Here is a 16,932-nt window from a genome sequence, read left to right on the forward strand (position 1 = left end):
CTCATGAGCGTTCGACGGCGGCCTCCCGGGTTGGTGCCGCGGCGATCGCATGCGGGACGGCCACCAATGCAGCGGCCGCGAGGACTGCAGCGGCGGCAAAGACGTAGAAGCCCCATGGATAGGCGATGCCCGCGGCCACCAGCGTGCCGGTGACGGCCGGTCCCATGATGGCACCGAACCTGCCCACGCCTGCGGCGAAGCCCAGCGCGGTGCCGCGCAGCCGGGCCGGGAACAGCTGGCTGACCCAGGCGTAGACCAGGACCTGGGAACTGAAGACGAAGACGCCGGTCACGAACACGGCCGCGTTGAGCAGCAGTTCACTCTGGACCCTGATGCTGAGGACGGCGAGGAACACTGCGGACAGGCCGAACCACAACAGGACAATCTTCTTGGTGCCGTGCTTGTCCGCCAGGATGCCCGCAACGATCAGGCCCACGACGGCGCCGACATTCAGGACCAGCAGCAGTACCAGGCCGGCGCTTACCGTGTATCCGGCGGAGGCCATGAGCTGCGGCAGCCAGGTGTTCAGACCGTACACGAGCAGAAGCCCCATGAATGATGCCACCGCGATTCCCAGGGCCACCAGCGGATAGGGCTTGCGGGTGAGGTCGCGGAAGCTTGCCTGGGAGCCACGGGCCGCGGCAGCGGACCCATCCGTCGCAGGTTCCGGCTCAGCGCTAACGTGCTCTGCGGACACCGTTTGTGCATGCGCCGCTTGTGCGTGCGCCGGCGGCAGGGTCTCCGGCAGCCGGAACCACAGCAGCGGGACCAGGGCGAAGCCGGCCACGCCGCCGACAACGAACATAATGCGCCAGTCCGGCACCACCAGGATGGCCAGGAACGCGGTGGCGACGGCGCCCACATGGTAGCCGGTCATGGTCCTGGTGGTGGACTTGCCGGCAGTTCCCGCCGGGGCGTAATCATTCATGTACGCCAGCGCGGCCGGGAGGCAGGCGCCCAGGCCCAGCCCGGCGAGGAGGCGGAAAATGCCGAAAACGGCGACGTTGGGGGCGAAGACCACCGCGATCGTGAACAGCGAAAACCACGCCACGCAGGCCACGAGGAGGCGGCGCCGCCCCATCCGGTCGGAGAGCGGGGCAATGAAGAGCGCACCGATGCCAACGCCTACGAGGGAGATGGTGGCTGCGTATGTGGCCCCAATGGCGTCGAACCCCAGCTCGTGCGTCTTGATCAGCGTGGGGATGACGGTGCCCAGCACCACCAGGTCGAATCCGTCCAGGACCATCGCCAGCCAGCAAAGCCAGACGGGCCATTGGGAGCGGCGGGCAACAGAGAGCGTTGACATGGGGAACCTCATTGTCCGGTAGAAGCTTTTGGTATCGCAGGCGAAAGGGGGCTGCTGAGATTTGTATCACCGGGGAGTGTAATCTGGGACAACCCAAACCATTCAATGGAAGCAGCTCTGCATGGCAAATTCGGTGTCCGGGGATTCCGTGGTGGACCGGGTGGTGCGGGTTATCGCAGCGTTCCCTGCCGGGGTCACCGTGCTGCAGCTGTCCGAGCTCGCGCAGCGCGCGGACCTGCCCCTCACCACGGCTCACCGGCTGGTGCGGCAGCTGGCCGCGCACGGCCTTCTGGAAACGGGCCCGGGTGGGTCGGTGAGCCTTGGGTTGCGGCTGTGGGAGCTGGTGAACCGCAATTCGCGAACGCTCGCCCTGCGGCAGGCGGCGATGCCTTTCATGGAGGACATCCAGCATGTTTTGAACCAGAACGTTAACCTCGCGGTGCTCGACGGCTGGGAAGCGTTGTTTGTGGAGCGGCTCTCCCGGCGGGGATCTGTGGCCAACCGCGCGCAGATCGCGGGCCGCATGCCGGTGCATGTGTCGTCGGCCGGGCTGGCCCTTATGGCGCACCAGCCCAAGCATGTCCAGGCGGAATACCTGGACCAGTTTGCCGACCCCAGCGGAAAGGTGAGCCGCGACGAGGTGCGCGGGATGCTGGCGGAGGCAGCACATCAGGGGTTCGCCGAACTGGCCGGTGTAATCGATTCAGACACCTGGGGCATAGCCGTCCCCGTGCTCGACGGCCAGAAGCGGTCGGTGGCGGCGATCGGCGTCGTTGTTCCGTTGCGGGAGATGCGCATGCAGGCTCTGGTGCCCGCGCTCCAGACAGCGGCGCGCGGCATCGCGCGGCGGCTCAGCGAGGAGACGGACTGAGCAGGAGACATTCCATTCAGCGGAATATATGTAACGCCGGACACACAGTTACGCGCACACTGTTAGCCAGCAACCACCTTCCGCCCGGGCCCCGGCCTTTGGGCATACGCAACGGAGCGAGGAATACCCATGGCACGACAGACCATCACCACCCAGGTGGCCATCCTGGGCGCCGGCCCCGCGGGGCTCATGCTGTCCCACCTGCTGGCCAAGGCCGGCATCGAATCCACAGTGATCGAGATCCGCAGCCGGCAGGAAATCTCCGAGACAGTCCGCGCCGGCATCCTGGAGCACGGCACGGTCAACATGCTGGTGGACAGCGGCGTGTCCGACCGGGTGCTGCGCGAAGGGGACCGGCATGACGGGATTGAGCTGCGGTTCAACGGAGAAAGCCACCGCATCGACTTCAAGGAGCTCGTGGGGGAGTCTGTCTGGCTCTACCCGCAGACCGACGTCTTCATGGACCTCGCCGCCCGCAGGGAGGCCGACGGCGGCGACGTGCGCTACAGCGTCACCGATACCACCGTCCACGGCATCGGGGACAAGCCCAAGGTCTGGTTCACGGACGCCGACGGCGTCGAGTACGAACTGCAGGCCGACTTCATCACCGGGGCGGACGGCTCACGCAGCCACTGCCGCTTCCAGATCCCCGAGGCGCACCGCAAGTGGTACTTCCACGAGTACCCGTTCGCCTGGTTCGGCATTCTCGCCGAGGCGCCGCGCAGTTCCGACGAACTGATTTATGCCAACTCGGAGAACGGCTTCGCGCTCATCAGCCAACGCACCGAGACCGTGCAGCGGATGTACTTCCAGTGCGACCCCAAGGAAAACGTCGCCGACTGGAACGACGACAGGATCTGGGCCGAGTTCCGCAGCCGGGTCAACGGCAACGGCTTCGAACTGAAGGAAGGCCCGGTCATCGACAAGATGGTCCTGCCCTTCCGCAGCTTCGTGCACACCCCCATGCGGCACGGCAAGCTGTTCCTGGCCGGCGACGCCGCGCACACCGTGCCGCCCACCGGCGCCAAGGGCCTGAACCTGGCGATCCACGACGTGAAGGTGCTTTTCGAAGGGCTCGACAGCTATTACAGCAGCGGCTCCACTGCACTGCTGGATTCGTACAGCGACCGCGCCCTGGACCGGGTGTGGAAGGCCCAGCAGTTCTCCTACTGGATGACCACCATGCTGCACACTCCCGCTGACGCCGGCGACTTCGCCCGGGCCCGCCAGCTGGGCGAACTGAACTCCGTGGTGTCCTCCCGGCACGGCCAGGCGTACCTTGCCGAGGCCTACACCGGCTGGCCCTCCCCCTAGCACCACCCGTGCCGGCGGGACCCACGGAAGCAGCGTCCCGCCGTCGGGCTTAACATCGGTCCATGGAAGCCATCACCATCATCGGCGGCGGCATCGCCGGACTTGCGCTCGCAGCCGGGCTGGACCCGCAACGGTTCGACGTCGCCATCCATGAGCAGCGGCCCGGCGTGCCGGCGGTGGAAACGTCACTGGCCATGTGGCCGGAAGCGCAGGCGGCCCTGGCGGTGCTGGGGGTGCTGCCCCAAATCAGGGAATCAGGCGCGGCTTTCGGCGGCATGGCACTGCGCGATGCTGCGGGCACTGCGCTCGCGGTGCCCGAGGTGCGCGGGGTCCTGGGCGTCTCGCGCGCGGACCTCATCCGGATCCTCGACGCCGCCGTTCCTTCCTCCGTGCGCCGCGTTGAAGGCAGGGTGGATGACATCCCCGCTACCGGACCGCTGGCGTCGGGCCTGCTGGTGGGGGCGGACGGCGTGCACAGCGTGGTCCGCCGCTCCTTCTGGGGCGCCCGGTCGCAGGCACGGCTGACACCGTACCTGGCATTGCGCGGTGTCCTTCCGGATCCCGTCCACGCCGACACCGGCGGCGAGTACTGGGGCCGCGGCCAACTGTTCGGCATCACGCCCGCCGCCGGCGGCAGGACCTACTGGTACGCCTCGTTCCGCTCTGGCCTGGGCCCGGCAGGCGTCAATGAGGCAGAGGCGCTGCAGCAGGCAAAGGAGCGGTTCGCAGGAAGTGCGCCGGCGGTCCAGGCGGTGCTGGAGCAGGCGGCCCCGGAGGCCACGCTCGCGCAGCGGATCTGGACCACGCCCAGCCTCGGCAGCTTCGTGCGTCCCGGCGCCGTCCTGGCTGGCGACGCCGCCCATGGGATGACGCCCAACCTTGGCCGCGGCGCCTGCGAGGCGCTCGTGGATGCCGTCACGCTGGCGGAGCTGCTCAACGCCCGGCCCGTGGAAGCGGCGCTCAAGGACTACAACCGGCAGCGTGCCCTCCGGACCCAGCTGCTGCGGCTTGCCTCTTCCGCCATGGCAGGCATTGCCCTTGCCGAACGGGGACAGCCGCTGCGCGACCGGCTCCTGAAGCTCGCCGCGCGTTGAAAGGTACGGCGCGTAGTGCGGATAGTGAACGGACGACGGCGGCGCGTCAGTCCTGCTGCAGCGTTTCGGTGAGGTGGTGGGTGGGGATGCGGTCGCGGTCGTACGTGATCTCCGTGTAGCCGTGCGGCTCCGGTTTGCCGGTGGGGCTGAGGTTCACGAACACGATCTCCTCGATGGTGAGGATGCTCTGCCGCGTGATCATGTTGCGGACCTCGGCACGCATGGTCAGCGAGGTGCGCCCGAACCGGGTGGCTGTCAGTCCCATCTCGATCAGGTCGCCCTGGACCGCGGAGCTCACGAAGTTGATTTCGGAGATGTACTTGGTGACTGCGCGGCCGTTGCCCAGCTGCAGGATGGCGTAGATCGCGGCTTCCTCGTCGATCCACTTCAGCAGGCTGCCACCGAACAGCGTGCCGTTGGCATTGAGGTCCTCGGGCCGCACCCACTTGCGGGTGCGGAACGTGATGTCTTTGGTTTCCATAGCGCGAGATTAGCCGACGGCGGCCCGCCCCACCGGAGTGTGACGGCCGCCGTCGGTTGTTCCGCCGTCGGCCGACCCGCCTGACCGGCCCCGCCCCGCCTGATCGGCCCCGCCGTTGTGCGGCGCTCAGGTCATGGCGGTATGCGCCGCGCTGCGGGAGTTGATCGTCTTCGCGAAGCAGTACGAGTGCTCGACGCCAACGTAGGGGCCGAAGTTAGGGACCTGGTCGAAGCCCGAGTTCGCGTAAAAGTTCCGGCCGTCAGTCTGCGCCGAGCCTGCTTCCGCCGTGATGCGGGTGATCCCTTGGGCGAAGGCCTCAGCCTCGAGGGCAGCCAGGATGGAGCTTGCCACGCCTGAGCCGCGTGTGTACGGCAGAACGTAGAGGCGCTTGATTTCCGCGGTCCGGGAATCGAGCAGGCGCAGGCCGCCGCAGCCCACAGGCTGGCCGGACCCCTTGTCGTAGGCAACGAGGAACACGGCGGTGTCCGCCTCGGACGGCTTGGGTCCCGGCTCGTGGTCTGCGCATCCAAAGCGGGCATCGAGTTCGGCCTGCTGCGCGGCCCGCAAATCTGCGCCCACCCGGTTGGACCAGCTGACTTTCCGGATGTTGAGCCGGGGGTTGGTCTGCATCTGAGCCTCGATTCGCCGAAGGGGTGATGCAGATCAAGGCTAGGAGTGCGCCGTTACCGTGGTGTTTCCTGCCGGTAAGCGCCGTGGGAACACTTGGCGCTGCGCCGCTGCGGCCGTCTGGCTACGGCCGGACCAGGGTCCGCAGGAGCTTCAGGGCCACCGAGATGGATGCGATGTCCACCTGCCCGGGTTTGGTGACCTCGGCAAAGGTGTCCTTGATGCGGGCCAGCTGCTCCTGGTGCCCGCGTTCCCAGGCCACGATGCGTCCAATCGGGTCAGGGGCAGCCGGGTCGGCGTCGAGGGTGTGCTGCATAACCGAGACCGTCATGTCCGCCACGGCGGCATACACATCATCCCGCAGGGCTGCCCGGGCGAGGGCTTCCCACCGGCTTTGCCGCGGCAGGTCCGTGATGCGCAGCAGCAGGCTGGCGGCGCCTATGCGTTGGAACACCGTGTAGTAGAGGTCGGCGATGGTGGTGATGGGCTCGCGGATCTGCTCCGACACGAGCGAGATGTCCAGCAGCCCGAAGCTCTCCAGCAGGTCAGCAGCCCGCTGCCCCAGCTCGTGCGGCAGTCCCACCTGGTCCCAGTGGGCGAGGCGGTCCTGCACCCGGTCCAGGTCCGAGCCGCGGAGGTAGTCCACGGTGCGGGTCCGGAGCAGCTCCAGCGTTGGCATGATCCGGGCCAGCGAGGCTGTGATGGGCAGGTCCCGGTGCTCGTGGGTCACGTACCAGCGGGTGGCGCGGTCGAGGATCCGGCGCATGTGCAGGGCCACCTCGGCTGCATGCTCGGTGGGGAATCCGGGCGGCAGGGCCGCGATCCGGTCCACGATCCACGGCAGGTCGTACACCTCCCTGGCCACCACGAAGGCCTTGGCGACGGCAGCCGGGGTGGCGGTTGTTTCCTCGATGGCGCGGAAGGCGAACGTGATGCCGCCCAGGTTGATCATGTCGTTGGCCACCACGGTGCAGATGATCTCGCGGCGCAGCGGGTGCGTGTCCAGCTCGGCGGCGAAGCGCTCGGCCAGCTGGCGCGGGAAGTAGCTGCGGAGCACGCCCCGGAACCAGGGGTCGTCGGCGAGGTCGCTGGCCACGAGGTCGGCGGCCAGTTCGATTTTGGCGTAGGCGGCCAGAACGGACAGCTCCGGGGAGGTCAGCCCGTGGCCGGAGAGGAGCCGGCCGTGCAGCTCGTCGGTGCCCGGCAGCGCCTCGATGCTCCGGTCGAGGTCCGCGGCGGTCTCCAGCCAGTCCATGGCCCGCTCGAAACCCGGGCTCCAGTTGGACACCAGGTGCCGGTCGTTGAGCAGGAGCACGTTCTGGTCAGTGTTGTTTTTGAGGACCAACCGGGCCACCTCATCCGTGAGGGAATGCAGGAAACCGGCCCGTTCCGCGGGGTCCATCCGGCCGGCGGCAATCACCCGGTCAAGGAAGATCTTGATGTTGACTTCATGGTCGGAGCAGTCCACCCCGGCTGAGTTGTCAATGGCGTCGGTGTTGAGCAGGACCCCCGCCAGTGCTGCCTCGACGCGGCCGCGCTGGGTCAGCCCCAGATTGCCGCCCTCGGCCACAACCCTGGCCCGCAGTTCGGAGCCGTTGACCCTGATGGGATCGTTGGCCTTGTCGCCGACGTCGGCGTTTGTTTCCGTCCCCGCTTTCACGTAGGTGCCGATGCCGCCGTTGTACAGGAGGTCCACCGGCGCCCGGAGAATGGCCTGGAGGAGTTCCTGCGGCGCGAGTCCGGTGGTGCCGCGCTCCAGTCCCAGGACGCGCCGGACCGGCTCCGCCACCGGGATGGACTTGGCCTGGCGGGAATAGACGCCGCCGCCCTCGCTGATGAATGTTGCGTCGTAGTCGGCCCAGGACGAGCGGGGCAGCCCGAAGAGGCGCCAGCGCTCGAGGAAGGATGCCGACGCGTCCGGATCGGGGTCGAGGAAGATATGCCGGTGGTCGAAGGCCGCCACCAGACGGATGTGGGGGGAAAGCAGCATGCCGTTCCCGAAGACGTCACCGCTCATGTCGCCGATGCCCGCGACGGTGAAATCCTCGTTCTGGGTGTCCAGCCCCAGCTCCCTGAAATGCTCCTTCACCGACTCCCAGGCCCCGCGGGCGGTGATGCCCATCTGCTTGTGGTCATAGCCCACCGAACCGCCCGAGGCGAAGGCGTCACCCAGCCAGAAACCGTATTCAGCGGCGAGGAGGTTCGCCGTGTCGGAGAATGAGGCGGTCCCCTTGTCGGCAGCCACCACCAGGTAATAGTCGTCGCCGTCATGGCGGACCACGCGTTCGGGCGGGACCACCGTTCCGGTGCCGGCATCACCGGCATGTCCGACGGCGGACAGGACCAGGTTGTCGGTCAGGTCCAGCAGGCCGCGGATAAAGATCCGGTAGCACTCCTGGCCCTCCGCCAGCCAGGCCGTCCGGTCGCTGGCCGGATCCGGCAGCTGCTTGGGGAAGAAACCGCCCTTCGCTCCGGTTGGCACGATGACCGAATTCTTGACCACCTGGGCCTTGACGAGGCCAAGGACCTCGGTGCGAAAGTCCTCGCGCCGGTCCGACCAGCGCAAACCGCCGCGGGCCAGCGCCCCGAAGCGCAGATGGACGCCTTCCACACGCGGTGAATACACCCAGATTTCATACCGTGGCCGCGGCAGGGGTGAGCTGAGGATCGCGGCGGGGTTGAGCTTGATGCTCAGGTGCGGCTTGTCCTGGTAGTAGTTGGTGCGCAGCGTGGCCTCGACGAGGTTCATGAACGTCCGCAGCAGCCGGTCGGCGTCGAGCACGGGGACCTCGTCGATGGCGGCCAGCAGTTCCTGCCGTGCTGCGGCGGTGCCATGGAGCCGTTCGGCGCTGGCCAGGTCCGGATCGAATTTGGCGGCAAACAGCTGCAGCAGGGCGTGCGTTGCCCGGGCGTTGGCCAGCAGCGTTTCGGCGATGAAGCCGTAGGAATTGGGGGTGCCCAGCTGCTGCAGGTACTTGGCGTAACTGCGCAGGATCACCACCTGCTGCCACGGCACTGCCTCACGGATCACCAGGGCGTCAAAACTGTCGGACTCGATGTGCCCCCGCATCGCGGCAGAAAAGCAGTCCGCCAGCGGGGCGGCCACCCGGGCCGGATTGACGCCGTCGGGAAACTTTACCCCCAGGTCGTAGAGGTGCAGTTCGCGGCCGGCGCGGCGCAGGGCGAACGGGCGCTGGTCCAGCACTTCCACGCCGAGGTTGTGGAAGAACGGCAGGAATGCGGTGAGGCTGCGGGGCCGGGTGAGGTACAGCCGGATGCGGGAGATGCCAGCCGTGGCGGGGGCGGCCCCGGAAGGCCTGGACGGGGCTTGGACCGTCAGGACCGGATCCTCCGGGTCCCGGCCGCCGTTGCCGTCCAGGTCAAACTCCTCGAACTTTCTGATGTCCCGGATGGCTTCGTCTGCGCCATATTCTGCACGGTAGCCCGGCGGAAAGCCGCCTGACCAGAGGGCCGAGAGCGCGGACCCTGCGGGACCGGGGAAACGGTCCCTGAGCGCTTCGTCGAGCCCCTCTGCCCAGGACCGCGAGGCGGCCAGGACCCGCTGTTCCAGTGCAGCAGCATCCATGTCCGGTGCGGCACCGGGGGCGAGCAGGATCCGGAAGAAGACGCGCGCCATGGGGGAATCTCCCAGCCGCACCTCGAATTCCATGTCCTGCGGCTGGAACGCCTCGCGGAGAACTTGCTCGATCCTGAGCCGGACGGCGGTGGTGTAGCGCCGCCGCGGCAGGAACATCAGGGCGTGGACAAACCGGCCGGGGCTGTCCGGGCGCAGGAACAGCCGGGTCCGGCGCCGCTGCTGCAGGTCAAGGATGGCCGCGGCCAGCCGGGCAAGGTCCCCGGTGCCGATGGAAAACAGTTCATCGCGCGGAAATGATTCAAGGACCGCCAGCACGTCCTTGCTCTGCTGCGACCGCGGCGTGGAGTAGAGGTGTTCCAGCACCGAAGCCAGCTTGTCCCGGATCACGGGTATCCGGCGCACGGACTGGCTTGAAGCGCCCGGGGTGAACAGACCCACGAAGTGCCGCTCACCAACCACGGCACCTGCGGCATCGAAAATCGGCAGCCGCAGTTCGTCAAGGTAGGACGCCCGGAGAACGCGGGACCGGAGAGCACAGGTGGTTAATGTGAAAACCTGTCCCCGCCGTGACTCGTCTCCCTGTGCTCGTCCGCCGTCGTCTGCCGGGGCCCGGCGCAGCAGCCCCAGCGCATTGCCCGTCTCCGCCTTCGCCCCCGCCTTTGGGCGGTCCGCATAACCCAGGAACGTGAAGTTGCCGTCATCCAGCCACCGCAGCAGCTCACGAACCCGGTCCGGCGGCGGCGCGGACGAGGCGGGGAAACCGTCCACCGCGGCAATCGCGGCGGTCACGGCTTCCTGGATGGCAGCCGCGTCGGCGGCGGCGGCCCGGACATCGTCCAGCACGCGGTGCAGGCTGGCGGTGAGCCCGCCGACGCCGGATGGCCCGGACTGGTCGGATTGCTCCAGTTGCCCGGATTGCTCCAGTTGACCGGATGGTTCGGAAAGGTCCGGGAGCCTGTCGATTTCCACCGCCACCCAGGTCTCGGTTGCGGTCCAGGCGCCGGTGGGTTCGTCGCCCATGGCCGGCGGTTCAGGGTCAGACGGTTCGGCGCCGGGCAGTCCAGGGCCAGGCGGGGCTCCGGCAGCGGCAAGGCCGGACCTTGAAGGTCCGTGCCGCAGGTCCAGGAGCTTGTGGGTCCGGGCGTCCCGGCGTGCCTCAAAGGTGGGGTGGACCAGAAACCGGATCACCGCGTCTTCGCGGGTCAGTTCAGCCGTGACGGAGTGGACAAGAAAGGGCATGTCGTCCGCCACGATGGCAACGAAGGTCACATCCGGATCGTTCAGGACCCCGACGGCGGCATGTCCCGGGGCGCGTTCCGCCGCGACGGAAAGGTGGTACAGGGCCCGCCGGCGGAGAATGTCGCGGCTGTAGTCGCCGATGTCCTCCCCGGACACGTGCTCGTAGTAGTCGGTCAGGAACGACTCGCCGGGCAGGAAGGGGCCGCCCCCGCCGTTCCCGTCCCCAGGCACCGTTTCTTGCGCCATGGCAGTGCGCCTCCACCGTGGGGGAGCCGCCGCAAGCCGCGGTTTCCGGTCCTGTCCCCACGCCTGCTCCCATGATGGCCGCCTCCCGGACGCGAGTCCAGAGCGGCGCCGCGGCTGCGGGATTTAGCCGGTGGTCTTGCCCATCGGGTCCTCGGCGGTGGGGTCGGCCAGGGCGAGGCCACCCACCGGGCTGGCATCCCAGTGGATCAGGTTCCAGCCGCCCGCGGGATCGCCTTCAAGCGCCACGATGCCGGTGTTGGCCAGGACATGCCGGGCGGCGAATTCCATGTCGATGTTCTCCGCGCGGTGGGCTGCCCAGACTCGGATCGCAGCACCGTGGCTCACCACGGCGACAGCGCCGCTGCCGGTGGCTTCCGCGGCCACCTTGGCGATGGCCGCGTCGTAGCGCCCGAAAAACTCGTGCCCGTCCGGTCCGCCGGGCATCCTGCGGTCAAAGTCGCCGTCACTCCACGCGAAGACCGTGCTCATGTACCGGCGGTGGGACTCGTGGTCCGTCAGCTTTTCGAGGGCGCCCGCCTCGATTTCGTGGATGCCGTCCAGGATCTCCACCCCGAGTCCGAGCTCGCGGCCCAGCGGCCTGGCGGTGATCTGCGTGCGGAGCAGGGTGGATGCATAGAGGGCGCTGATCGGCTCGTTCACCAGCGCCCGGGGCAGGACCTCTGCCTGGCGCTCGCCCAGCTCGGTCAGGCCGGGGCCCGGGTGTGCGGTGTCCAGCTGCCCCAGCACGTTCCCGGGAGTTTCGCCGTGGCGGATGAGGAGCAGCCTCATGGTTTCGCAGTCCTTGTGATCGTAGGGAAGGTAGGCGGGGCGGGCCGCCTTGGACGGCCGCCTCGGGCAGGACCGCCGCGTTGCGGGCCGCCGGGAAACGGAAGCGGTGCCGGGCACCCAAGGCCCGGCACCGCCGTCGTACTTATTTGAGGTGGTCCACCAGCTGGTCCGCGATGCCCGTGTACTTGCCGGGCGTCAGGGCCAGCAGCCGTGCCTCGGCCTCGGCGGAGAGGCCCAGACCCTGGACGAACTCCTGCATCCGGGCGGCGTCCACGCGCTGGCCGCGGGTGAGGTCCTTGAGCCGCTCGTACGGGTTTTCCATGCCTTCGACGCCGGCGATGGCCTCGGCCCGCATCACCATCTGGATGGCCTCGCCCAGGACTTCCCAGTTGGTGTCGAGGTCCTCGGCGAGCACGCTCTCCGCCACGTCCAGGCGCTCCAGGCCCTTGGCGACGTTGGAGATGGCCAGCAGGGAGTGGCCGAAAGCCACGCCGATGTTGCGCTGGCTGGAGGAGTCCGTGAGGTCGCGCTGCCAGCGGGAGGTGACCAGGGTGGAGCCCAGCACGTCCAGCAGGCCGGAGGAGATCTCCAGGTTGGCCTCGGCGTTTTCGAAGCGGATCGGGTTGACCTTGTGCGGCATGGTGGAGGAACCGGTGGCGCCTGCCACAGGGATCTGCGCGAAGTAGCCGATGGAGATGTAGCTCCAGATGTCCGTGCAGACGTTGTGCAGGATCCGGTTGAAACGGGCGACGTCGGCGTACAGCTCGGCCTGCCAGTCGTGGCTTTCAATCTGGGTGGTCAGCGGGTTCCAGGTCAGGCCCAGCTTCTCCACGAACGACTTGGCCACCTGCTGCCAGTCAGCGCCCGGGACAGACGCCACGTGGGCGGCGTAGGTGCCGGTGGCACCGTTGATCTTGCCGAGGTATTCGGTCCGGGCAATCCGGTCCAGCTGCCGGTTCAGGCGGTGCGCGATGACCGCGAGCTCCTTGCCCAGGGTGGTGGGCGTGGCAGGCTGGCCGTGGGTCCGGGACAGCATCGGAACGGCGCGGTTGTCCTCGGCCATCTTGCCGATCTGGGCCACCAGGGCACGGGCGGCGGGCAGCCACACGTCCTCCACAGCACCCTTCACGCCCAGGGCGTAGGACAGGTTGTTGATGTCCTCCGAGGTGCAGCCGAAGTGCACCATGGCCGTCAGGTTCTCGATGCCGATCGCCGGCAGGCGGCGGCCGATGTAGTACTCCACGGCCTTCACGTCGTGGACGGTGACGGCTTCGATTTCGGCCAGCTCGGCGACCGAGGAGGCGTCGAATTCGGTGACGATCGCGCGCAGCTGCTGCTGCTGCTCTTCGCTCAGGGGGCCGGCGCCGGGGAGGACGTTGTTCCCGGTCAGGTGGATAAGCCACTCCACCTCGACGGCGACGCGGTCCCGGTTGAGGGCCGCCTCAGACAGGTAGTCAACGAGGGGGCCGACGGCGGACTTGTAGCGGCCGTCCAGCGGGCCGAGCGCGATTTGTTCCCCTGACGCGGCGAGGGCGAGGCGTCCGGAGGGCGTACGGGTGTCAGCTGTGGCGGCAGTTTCAGGCATGACCTGATTCTTTCATGAAGTTCTGTGCCCGCTGAAGCTGATGGTTCCCTGTGACTTCTCCTCCACAGCGCGCTTCCGGCCTGCTTCTCCACATGGACGACGCCGGCCGTTCCCTCGCCGGCGCTGGCACCTTAGCGTCGTGGTCAGGAAGCAAGGATGGGCGGGCGCAGAGCGCCGGTCCAAGGATGGGGGTATCCGGATGGGCACCAGCCTCATGGCGGCTGACGCCACGGCATGTTCGTCGCGAAGCTACGAAGTCCAGCTGTTGGCGGGCCGGATGGAGGCCTGCGCGGAGCAGATCGATGCCGCACAGGCAAGGCTTTTGCAGCTTCAGCTCATGGACTGGCAGTCGCCCGCCGGGCTGGCGTACCGCTCCAGCCTCGGGAAGCAGGCTCTTGCCCTTGCCCGGGCGCGGGACAGGGTGCTTGCAGCCTCCCTCGCGGTGCGTCAGCATTCCATACAGGTCGCCCGCTCCTCCCTCCCCGCCGCAGTCGGGGAATACTGATGGCCGGGACGGAACCGACAGGCGCCGGCGAACCCGGTCACGGCGGGCAGCTGCGTCCCGTCGAGCCGGTCTCCGGTGGTGCACTCTCCGTGCGCGGCGGAGTGGGTGGTATCTCCTTCCAGCTCCAGGAACTGGACGCGGGGGCGCACGGGCTCGAGGTGCTGGCACGCGACCTGGCTGCGGTGGAACTGGGCATCTACAGGGTGTGGGAGGGGCTGGGAAACTACCAGCGGGATGAGCCGCACAGCGGAGCGGAAGCACTCACTGCTGTCTGGGAGGGGCAACGTTCGGTGGCCGCGGTGCGGGAGGAGCTGGAGCATCTGGCCGGAAGTGTACGGGGCTGCCAGCTCGAGTACAGTGCCGCGGAGGGCGCGAACGTGCTGGTGGCCCAGCTTGGCCTCGACACCCCCTGGCTGGCCGGGGAATGGCTGGCCGACTCTGCAATGTCGGGGGACGGGCGCCCGAACAGGGCCAGCACCGAAGCCATGGCCGGGAGCAGCCGTCTGTTGGGCGGAGCAGTCCTGGCCGCCCTCCTGGGTACGCCGCCCGGCGAGGTGGATGCCGCAGCGCGGATGGCGCTGGCGTCAGGCGGGGGAACCGGCGTGCCGGTCCTGCTCCGGATGCTGCTGGACAGGGTCAGGCCTGATCTGCGGCCGCGGCCCGTTACGGCAGAGCCGGTCACCGGAACGGGGAAGGGGGCTGCGGACACCACCGTGGACACGTCTCCCGCCGGTCTCCTGGCCCGGGCCGGGGCGGTGGACGAGGCAGGGCCCGGGCAGATCGAGGTCATCCGGACCGCCAACGGCGGACGGGACGCGTTCATCGTGATCATTCCCGGAACCCAGCCCGGCAACATGGGCGGGCCCAACCCCTTGGACGAGGTCGGCATTGGCGAATCGCTGGGCTACGGGTCGGAGTACACGGCCGCCGGCATCCGCTCCGCGCTGCGGCAAGCCGGGGCGGAGGCCGGGGACCATGTGGTGGCCGTCGGGTACAGCCAGGGCGGAATCCATGCCATGAACCTGGGCCAGGACAAGGCCTTCCTGGCCGAGTATGACCTCAAGTACGTGCTGACCGCCGGATCGCCCGTGGGCGCCATAACCCCGGCGCCCGGCGTCAGCAGCCTGCACCTGGAGCACCGGCAGGACTGGGTTCCGGGCAGTGAGGGCCTTCCCAACCCGGACACCCGGGACCGGGTGACGGTAACGCTGAACGGGCTGGTCCGGACGCCTTCCGGCGAGGACTCCGGCCTCGGCCCCGGTCACCGGCTGACTAACTACGAGGCGGGAGCCCGGGCAGTTTCCGCCAGTGCGGATCCTTCACTCGCCGCATCCACGGCCGTGCTTGCGGGGGTGGTGGGGACCGGTGGCGCGGCAACGGTCAGCCGATTCCAGCTGGTCCGCGCCCCCAGGCCGCCGGCACCCGCCGCGCAGCCGTTCCTGACTCCCGCATGGTCCGGCGCGGGCAAGGCAGTCCTTCCCGGGAACGTCCTTCCCGGGCACGTCCTGCCCGGGAACGTCCTTCCAGGGGGCCTCCCGCCCGGGGGCAGCGGTGGCGGGGCTGTCAGCGGCGGCTCGCCCCTCAGTGTTGTCGGGGCTGTCAGCGGCGGCGGGCGCCCGGCAGCCGGTCTGCCACCAGCGAAATGACCGTGATGATGATGGCGGCCAGGACGGCGGTCCAGAAGAACGAATCGATGGTGAAGTGCACGGGCGTGTAGCTGCTGATCCAGGAGGTGAGATACAGCATCGCGGCGTTGATCACCACAGTGAACAGGCCCAGCGTGAGGATGGTGATGGGCAGGGAGAGGAAACTGACCACCGGACGCACGAAGGCATTGACCAGACCGAAAATCAGGCCGATGAACAGGTATGCGAGGACAATGCCGGCTGCGTCGGTGCCCTGGCTCACCCCGGTCTTGGCCACAGCTTCCGTGGTGGCCGTGGTGGAGATATCCAGGCCGGGCAGGAGCCAGCTGGCAATCCACAGCGCCAGCCCGTTAATGATCACGCGCATGATGAAAGACCGCATGCGCCCATGCTGTCACACCGCGCGGTCGGCCTGTCAGCCGGGGGCATAGGCTAGGTGGCATGACTTCCTCAGAGACTATGGCGGGGGGCCTGCGGCCCCGGCCGGTGGTTGACCGGCTGCCCCGCTACGCCGCCGGTAAGCCACCCGTCGCCGTCGACGGCCTTGCCAGCTACAAGCTGTCCTCCAACGAGAACCCGCTGCCGCCCATTCCGGCCGTGGTGGAGGCCATCGCAGCCCAGACCGACTTCAACCGCTACCCGGATCCGCTGAGCACCAGGCTGCGCACGGCGCTCGCAGGGTTCCTGGACGTGCCGGCCGAGGACATCGTCACCGGCGCCGGCAGCCTCGGCGCCCTCACCCAGCTCCTGAGCACATTCGCCGGCCAGAACGACGACGGAAAGCCGGACGAGGTGATCTACGCCTGGCGGTCCTTCGAGGCGTACCCCATCTGTGTCGGGCTGGCTGGGGCAGAGAGTGTCCGGATTCCCGTGACCGCCGACGGCCGGCACGACCTCGATGCCATGGCGGCAGCTGTCACGGCGCGGACCAGGGTGATCCTGCTGTGCACCCCCAACAACCCCACCGGGCCCATCCTGACGGCCGAGGAAACCGAGCGGTTCATCCAGGCCGTTCCGGCGGACGTTGTGGTGGTCATCGATGAGGCCTACCAGGAGTTCGTCCGCGCCGAAGACGCTGTGGACGGTATCCGGATGTACCGCAAGTACCCCAATGTGGTGGTCCTGAGGACGTTCTCCAAGGCCCACGGCCTCGCCGGACTACGCGTCGGCTACAGCGTTTCCCAGCCCGGGCTCACGCAGCACCTGCGGGTCGCCGCCACACCTTTCGCAGTCTCGCAAATCGCAGAGCAGGCCGCGGTGGTGTCCCTGCAGAATTTTGACCAGGTTGTAGAAAGGGTACAAAGCCTGGTGGACGAAAGGGACCGTGTCACAGCCGGCCTCCGGGACCTCGGCTGGTTTGTTCCGGACGCCCAGGGGAACTTTGTCTGGCTCGAGCTGGGCGAGAACAGTGCCGAGTTCGCCCAGCTTGCCGGGGAACGTGCGCTCTCCGTACGCGCTTTCGGCAATGAAGGGGTCCGGGTCAGCATCGGCGAGGTGGAAGCCAACACCCGGTTCCTGGAACTCTGTGCGGTTTACACAAAACCGCCACGGCGTTCCTAGCGCTTAACAAACACCCGGGGCTACCTACGCCGGATAAAGTAAGGAACAGTAAGCCAAATATATATGCCTCA

13 protein-coding genes are annotated in these 16,932 nt (G+C 68.1%); 6 read left to right on the forward strand and 7 right to left on the reverse strand.

Translation table 11 applies throughout. From position 1 onward, the window contains the following. Position 1 precedes the first annotated feature (1 nt). Positions 2-1,306, reverse strand: a complete 1,305-nt coding sequence (locus ACFUTU_RS05765; protein ID WP_377961799.1) for an MFS transporter — start codon at positions 1,304-1,306, stop codon at positions 2-4. Between the two features lie 121 nt (positions 1,307-1,427). On the opposite strand from ACFUTU_RS05765, the gene ACFUTU_RS05770 reads away from it, so the two are divergent. The 3 genes from ACFUTU_RS05770 to ACFUTU_RS05780 all read left to right on the forward strand — a co-directional run bounded on the left by ACFUTU_RS05770 (position 1,428) and on the right by ACFUTU_RS05780 (position 4,585). Beyond that, complete coding sequence (locus ACFUTU_RS05770; protein WP_377961802.1) at positions 1,428-2,177, forward strand: IclR family transcriptional regulator; 750 nt, start codon at positions 1,428-1,430, stop codon at positions 2,175-2,177. Positions 2,178-2,306: 129 nt separating this feature from the next. Then, complete coding sequence (locus ACFUTU_RS05775; protein ID WP_377961805.1) at positions 2,307-3,491, forward strand: 4-hydroxybenzoate 3-monooxygenase; 1,185 nt, start codon at positions 2,307-2,309, stop codon at positions 3,489-3,491. Between the two features lie 62 nt (positions 3,492-3,553). Continuing rightward, positions 3,554-4,585: an FAD-dependent monooxygenase gene (locus ACFUTU_RS05780; protein WP_377961807.1), complete on the forward strand. Its 1,032-nt coding sequence runs from the start codon at positions 3,554-3,556 to the stop codon at positions 4,583-4,585. 46 nt (positions 4,586-4,631) lie between these two features. Here the strand turns inward: ACFUTU_RS05780 and ACFUTU_RS05785 are convergent, their stop codons facing one another. The 5 genes from ACFUTU_RS05785 to purB all read right to left on the reverse strand — a co-directional run bounded on the left by ACFUTU_RS05785 (position 4,632) and on the right by purB (position 13,150). Beyond that, positions 4,632-5,066, reverse strand: a complete 435-nt coding sequence (locus ACFUTU_RS05785) for an acyl-CoA thioesterase (protein ID WP_076799544.1) — start codon at positions 5,064-5,066, stop codon at positions 4,632-4,634. Positions 5,067-5,192: 126 nt separating this feature from the next. Then, on the reverse strand, positions 5,193-5,696 hold the full coding sequence (locus ACFUTU_RS05790; RefSeq protein ID WP_377961810.1) for a GNAT family N-acetyltransferase: 504 nt from the start codon (positions 5,694-5,696) through the stop codon (positions 5,193-5,195). A gap of 121 nt (positions 5,697-5,817) precedes the next feature. After that, positions 5,818-10,776, reverse strand: coding sequence for an NAD-glutamate dehydrogenase (locus ACFUTU_RS05795; RefSeq protein WP_377961813.1), 4,959 nt, complete (start codon positions 10,774-10,776; stop codon positions 5,818-5,820). A 123-nt stretch (positions 10,777-10,899) separates the two neighbouring features. Next, a complete protein-coding gene (locus ACFUTU_RS05800) occupies positions 10,900-11,565 on the reverse strand; it encodes a histidine phosphatase family protein (protein WP_377961816.1) in 666 nt (221 codons plus the stop codon). Between the two features lie 142 nt (positions 11,566-11,707). Continuing rightward, the gene (gene purB / locus ACFUTU_RS05805; protein WP_377961819.1) at positions 11,708-13,150 is read right to left on the reverse strand and encodes an adenylosuccinate lyase; all 1,443 of its coding nucleotides are present in this window, start codon (positions 13,148-13,150) and stop codon (positions 11,708-11,710) included. Between the two features lie 199 nt (positions 13,151-13,349). On the opposite strand from purB, the gene ACFUTU_RS05810 reads away from it, so the two are divergent. After that, entirely contained in the window at positions 13,350-13,655 is a 306-nt protein-coding gene (locus tag ACFUTU_RS05810) for a hypothetical protein (RefSeq protein WP_377961822.1), read from the forward strand. Further along, the gene (locus tag ACFUTU_RS05815) at positions 13,655-15,301 is read left to right on the forward strand and encodes a hypothetical protein (RefSeq protein ID WP_377961825.1); all 1,647 of its coding nucleotides are present in this window, start codon (positions 13,655-13,657) and stop codon (positions 15,299-15,301) included. The genes ACFUTU_RS05810 and ACFUTU_RS05815 overlap by 1 nt, the downstream gene beginning before the upstream one ends. Here the strand turns inward: ACFUTU_RS05815 and ACFUTU_RS05820 are convergent. Beyond that, positions 15,255-15,683 carry a phage holin family protein gene (locus ACFUTU_RS05820; RefSeq protein ID WP_377961828.1) on the reverse strand — a complete coding sequence of 143 codons (429 nt, stop codon included), beginning with the start codon at positions 15,681-15,683 and terminating at the stop codon, positions 15,255-15,257. The two genes, ACFUTU_RS05815 and ACFUTU_RS05820, sit on opposite strands and share 47 nt — an antisense overlap. Before the next feature lie 59 nt (positions 15,684-15,742). Between ACFUTU_RS05820 and ACFUTU_RS05825 the strand changes: the two genes are divergently transcribed. Then, a complete protein-coding gene (locus ACFUTU_RS05825) occupies positions 15,743-16,861 on the forward strand; it encodes a histidinol-phosphate transaminase (protein WP_377961831.1) in 1,119 nt (372 codons plus the stop codon). The last annotated feature ends 71 nt before the right edge of the window (positions 16,862-16,932 follow it).

This window comes from Arthrobacter sp. NPDC057388, from assembly GCF_042668165.1.
Classification (GTDB): domain Bacteria; phylum Actinomycetota; class Actinomycetes; order Actinomycetales; family Micrococcaceae; genus Arthrobacter.

Coding starts and splice junctions, on each gene's coding strand:
- ACFUTU_RS05765 (WP_377961799.1), bottom strand. CDS start 1,306: ATGTCAACGCTCTCTGTTGCCCGCCGCTCCCAATGGCCCGTCTGGCTT.
- ACFUTU_RS05770 (WP_377961802.1), top strand. CDS start 1,428: ATGGCAAATTCGGTGTCCGGGGATTCCGTGGTGGACCGGGTGGTGCGG.
- ACFUTU_RS05775 (WP_377961805.1), top strand. CDS start 2,307: ATGGCACGACAGACCATCACCACCCAGGTGGCCATCCTGGGCGCCGGC.
- ACFUTU_RS05780 (WP_377961807.1), top strand. CDS start 3,554: ATGGAAGCCATCACCATCATCGGCGGCGGCATCGCCGGACTTGCGCTC.
- ACFUTU_RS05785 (WP_076799544.1), bottom strand. CDS start 5,066: ATGGAAACCAAAGACATCACGTTCCGCACCCGCAAGTGGGTGCGGCCC.
- ACFUTU_RS05790 (WP_377961810.1), bottom strand. CDS start 5,696: ATGCAGACCAACCCCCGGCTCAACATCCGGAAAGTCAGCTGGTCCAAC.
- ACFUTU_RS05795 (WP_377961813.1), bottom strand. CDS start 10,776: ATGGCGCAAGAAACGGTGCCTGGGGACGGGAACGGCGGGGGCGGCCCC.
- ACFUTU_RS05800 (WP_377961816.1), bottom strand. CDS start 11,565: ATGAGGCTGCTCCTCATCCGCCACGGCGAAACTCCCGGGAACGTGCTG.
- purB (WP_377961819.1), bottom strand. CDS start 13,150: ATGCCTGAAACTGCCGCCACAGCTGACACCCGTACGCCCTCCGGACGC.
- ACFUTU_RS05810 (WP_377961822.1), top strand. CDS start 13,350: ATGGGCACCAGCCTCATGGCGGCTGACGCCACGGCATGTTCGTCGCGA.
- ACFUTU_RS05815 (WP_377961825.1), top strand. CDS start 13,655: ATGGCCGGGACGGAACCGACAGGCGCCGGCGAACCCGGTCACGGCGGG.
- ACFUTU_RS05820 (WP_377961828.1), bottom strand. CDS start 15,683: ATGCGGTCTTTCATCATGCGCGTGATCATTAACGGGCTGGCGCTGTGG.
- ACFUTU_RS05825 (WP_377961831.1), top strand. CDS start 15,743: ATGACTTCCTCAGAGACTATGGCGGGGGGCCTGCGGCCCCGGCCGGTG.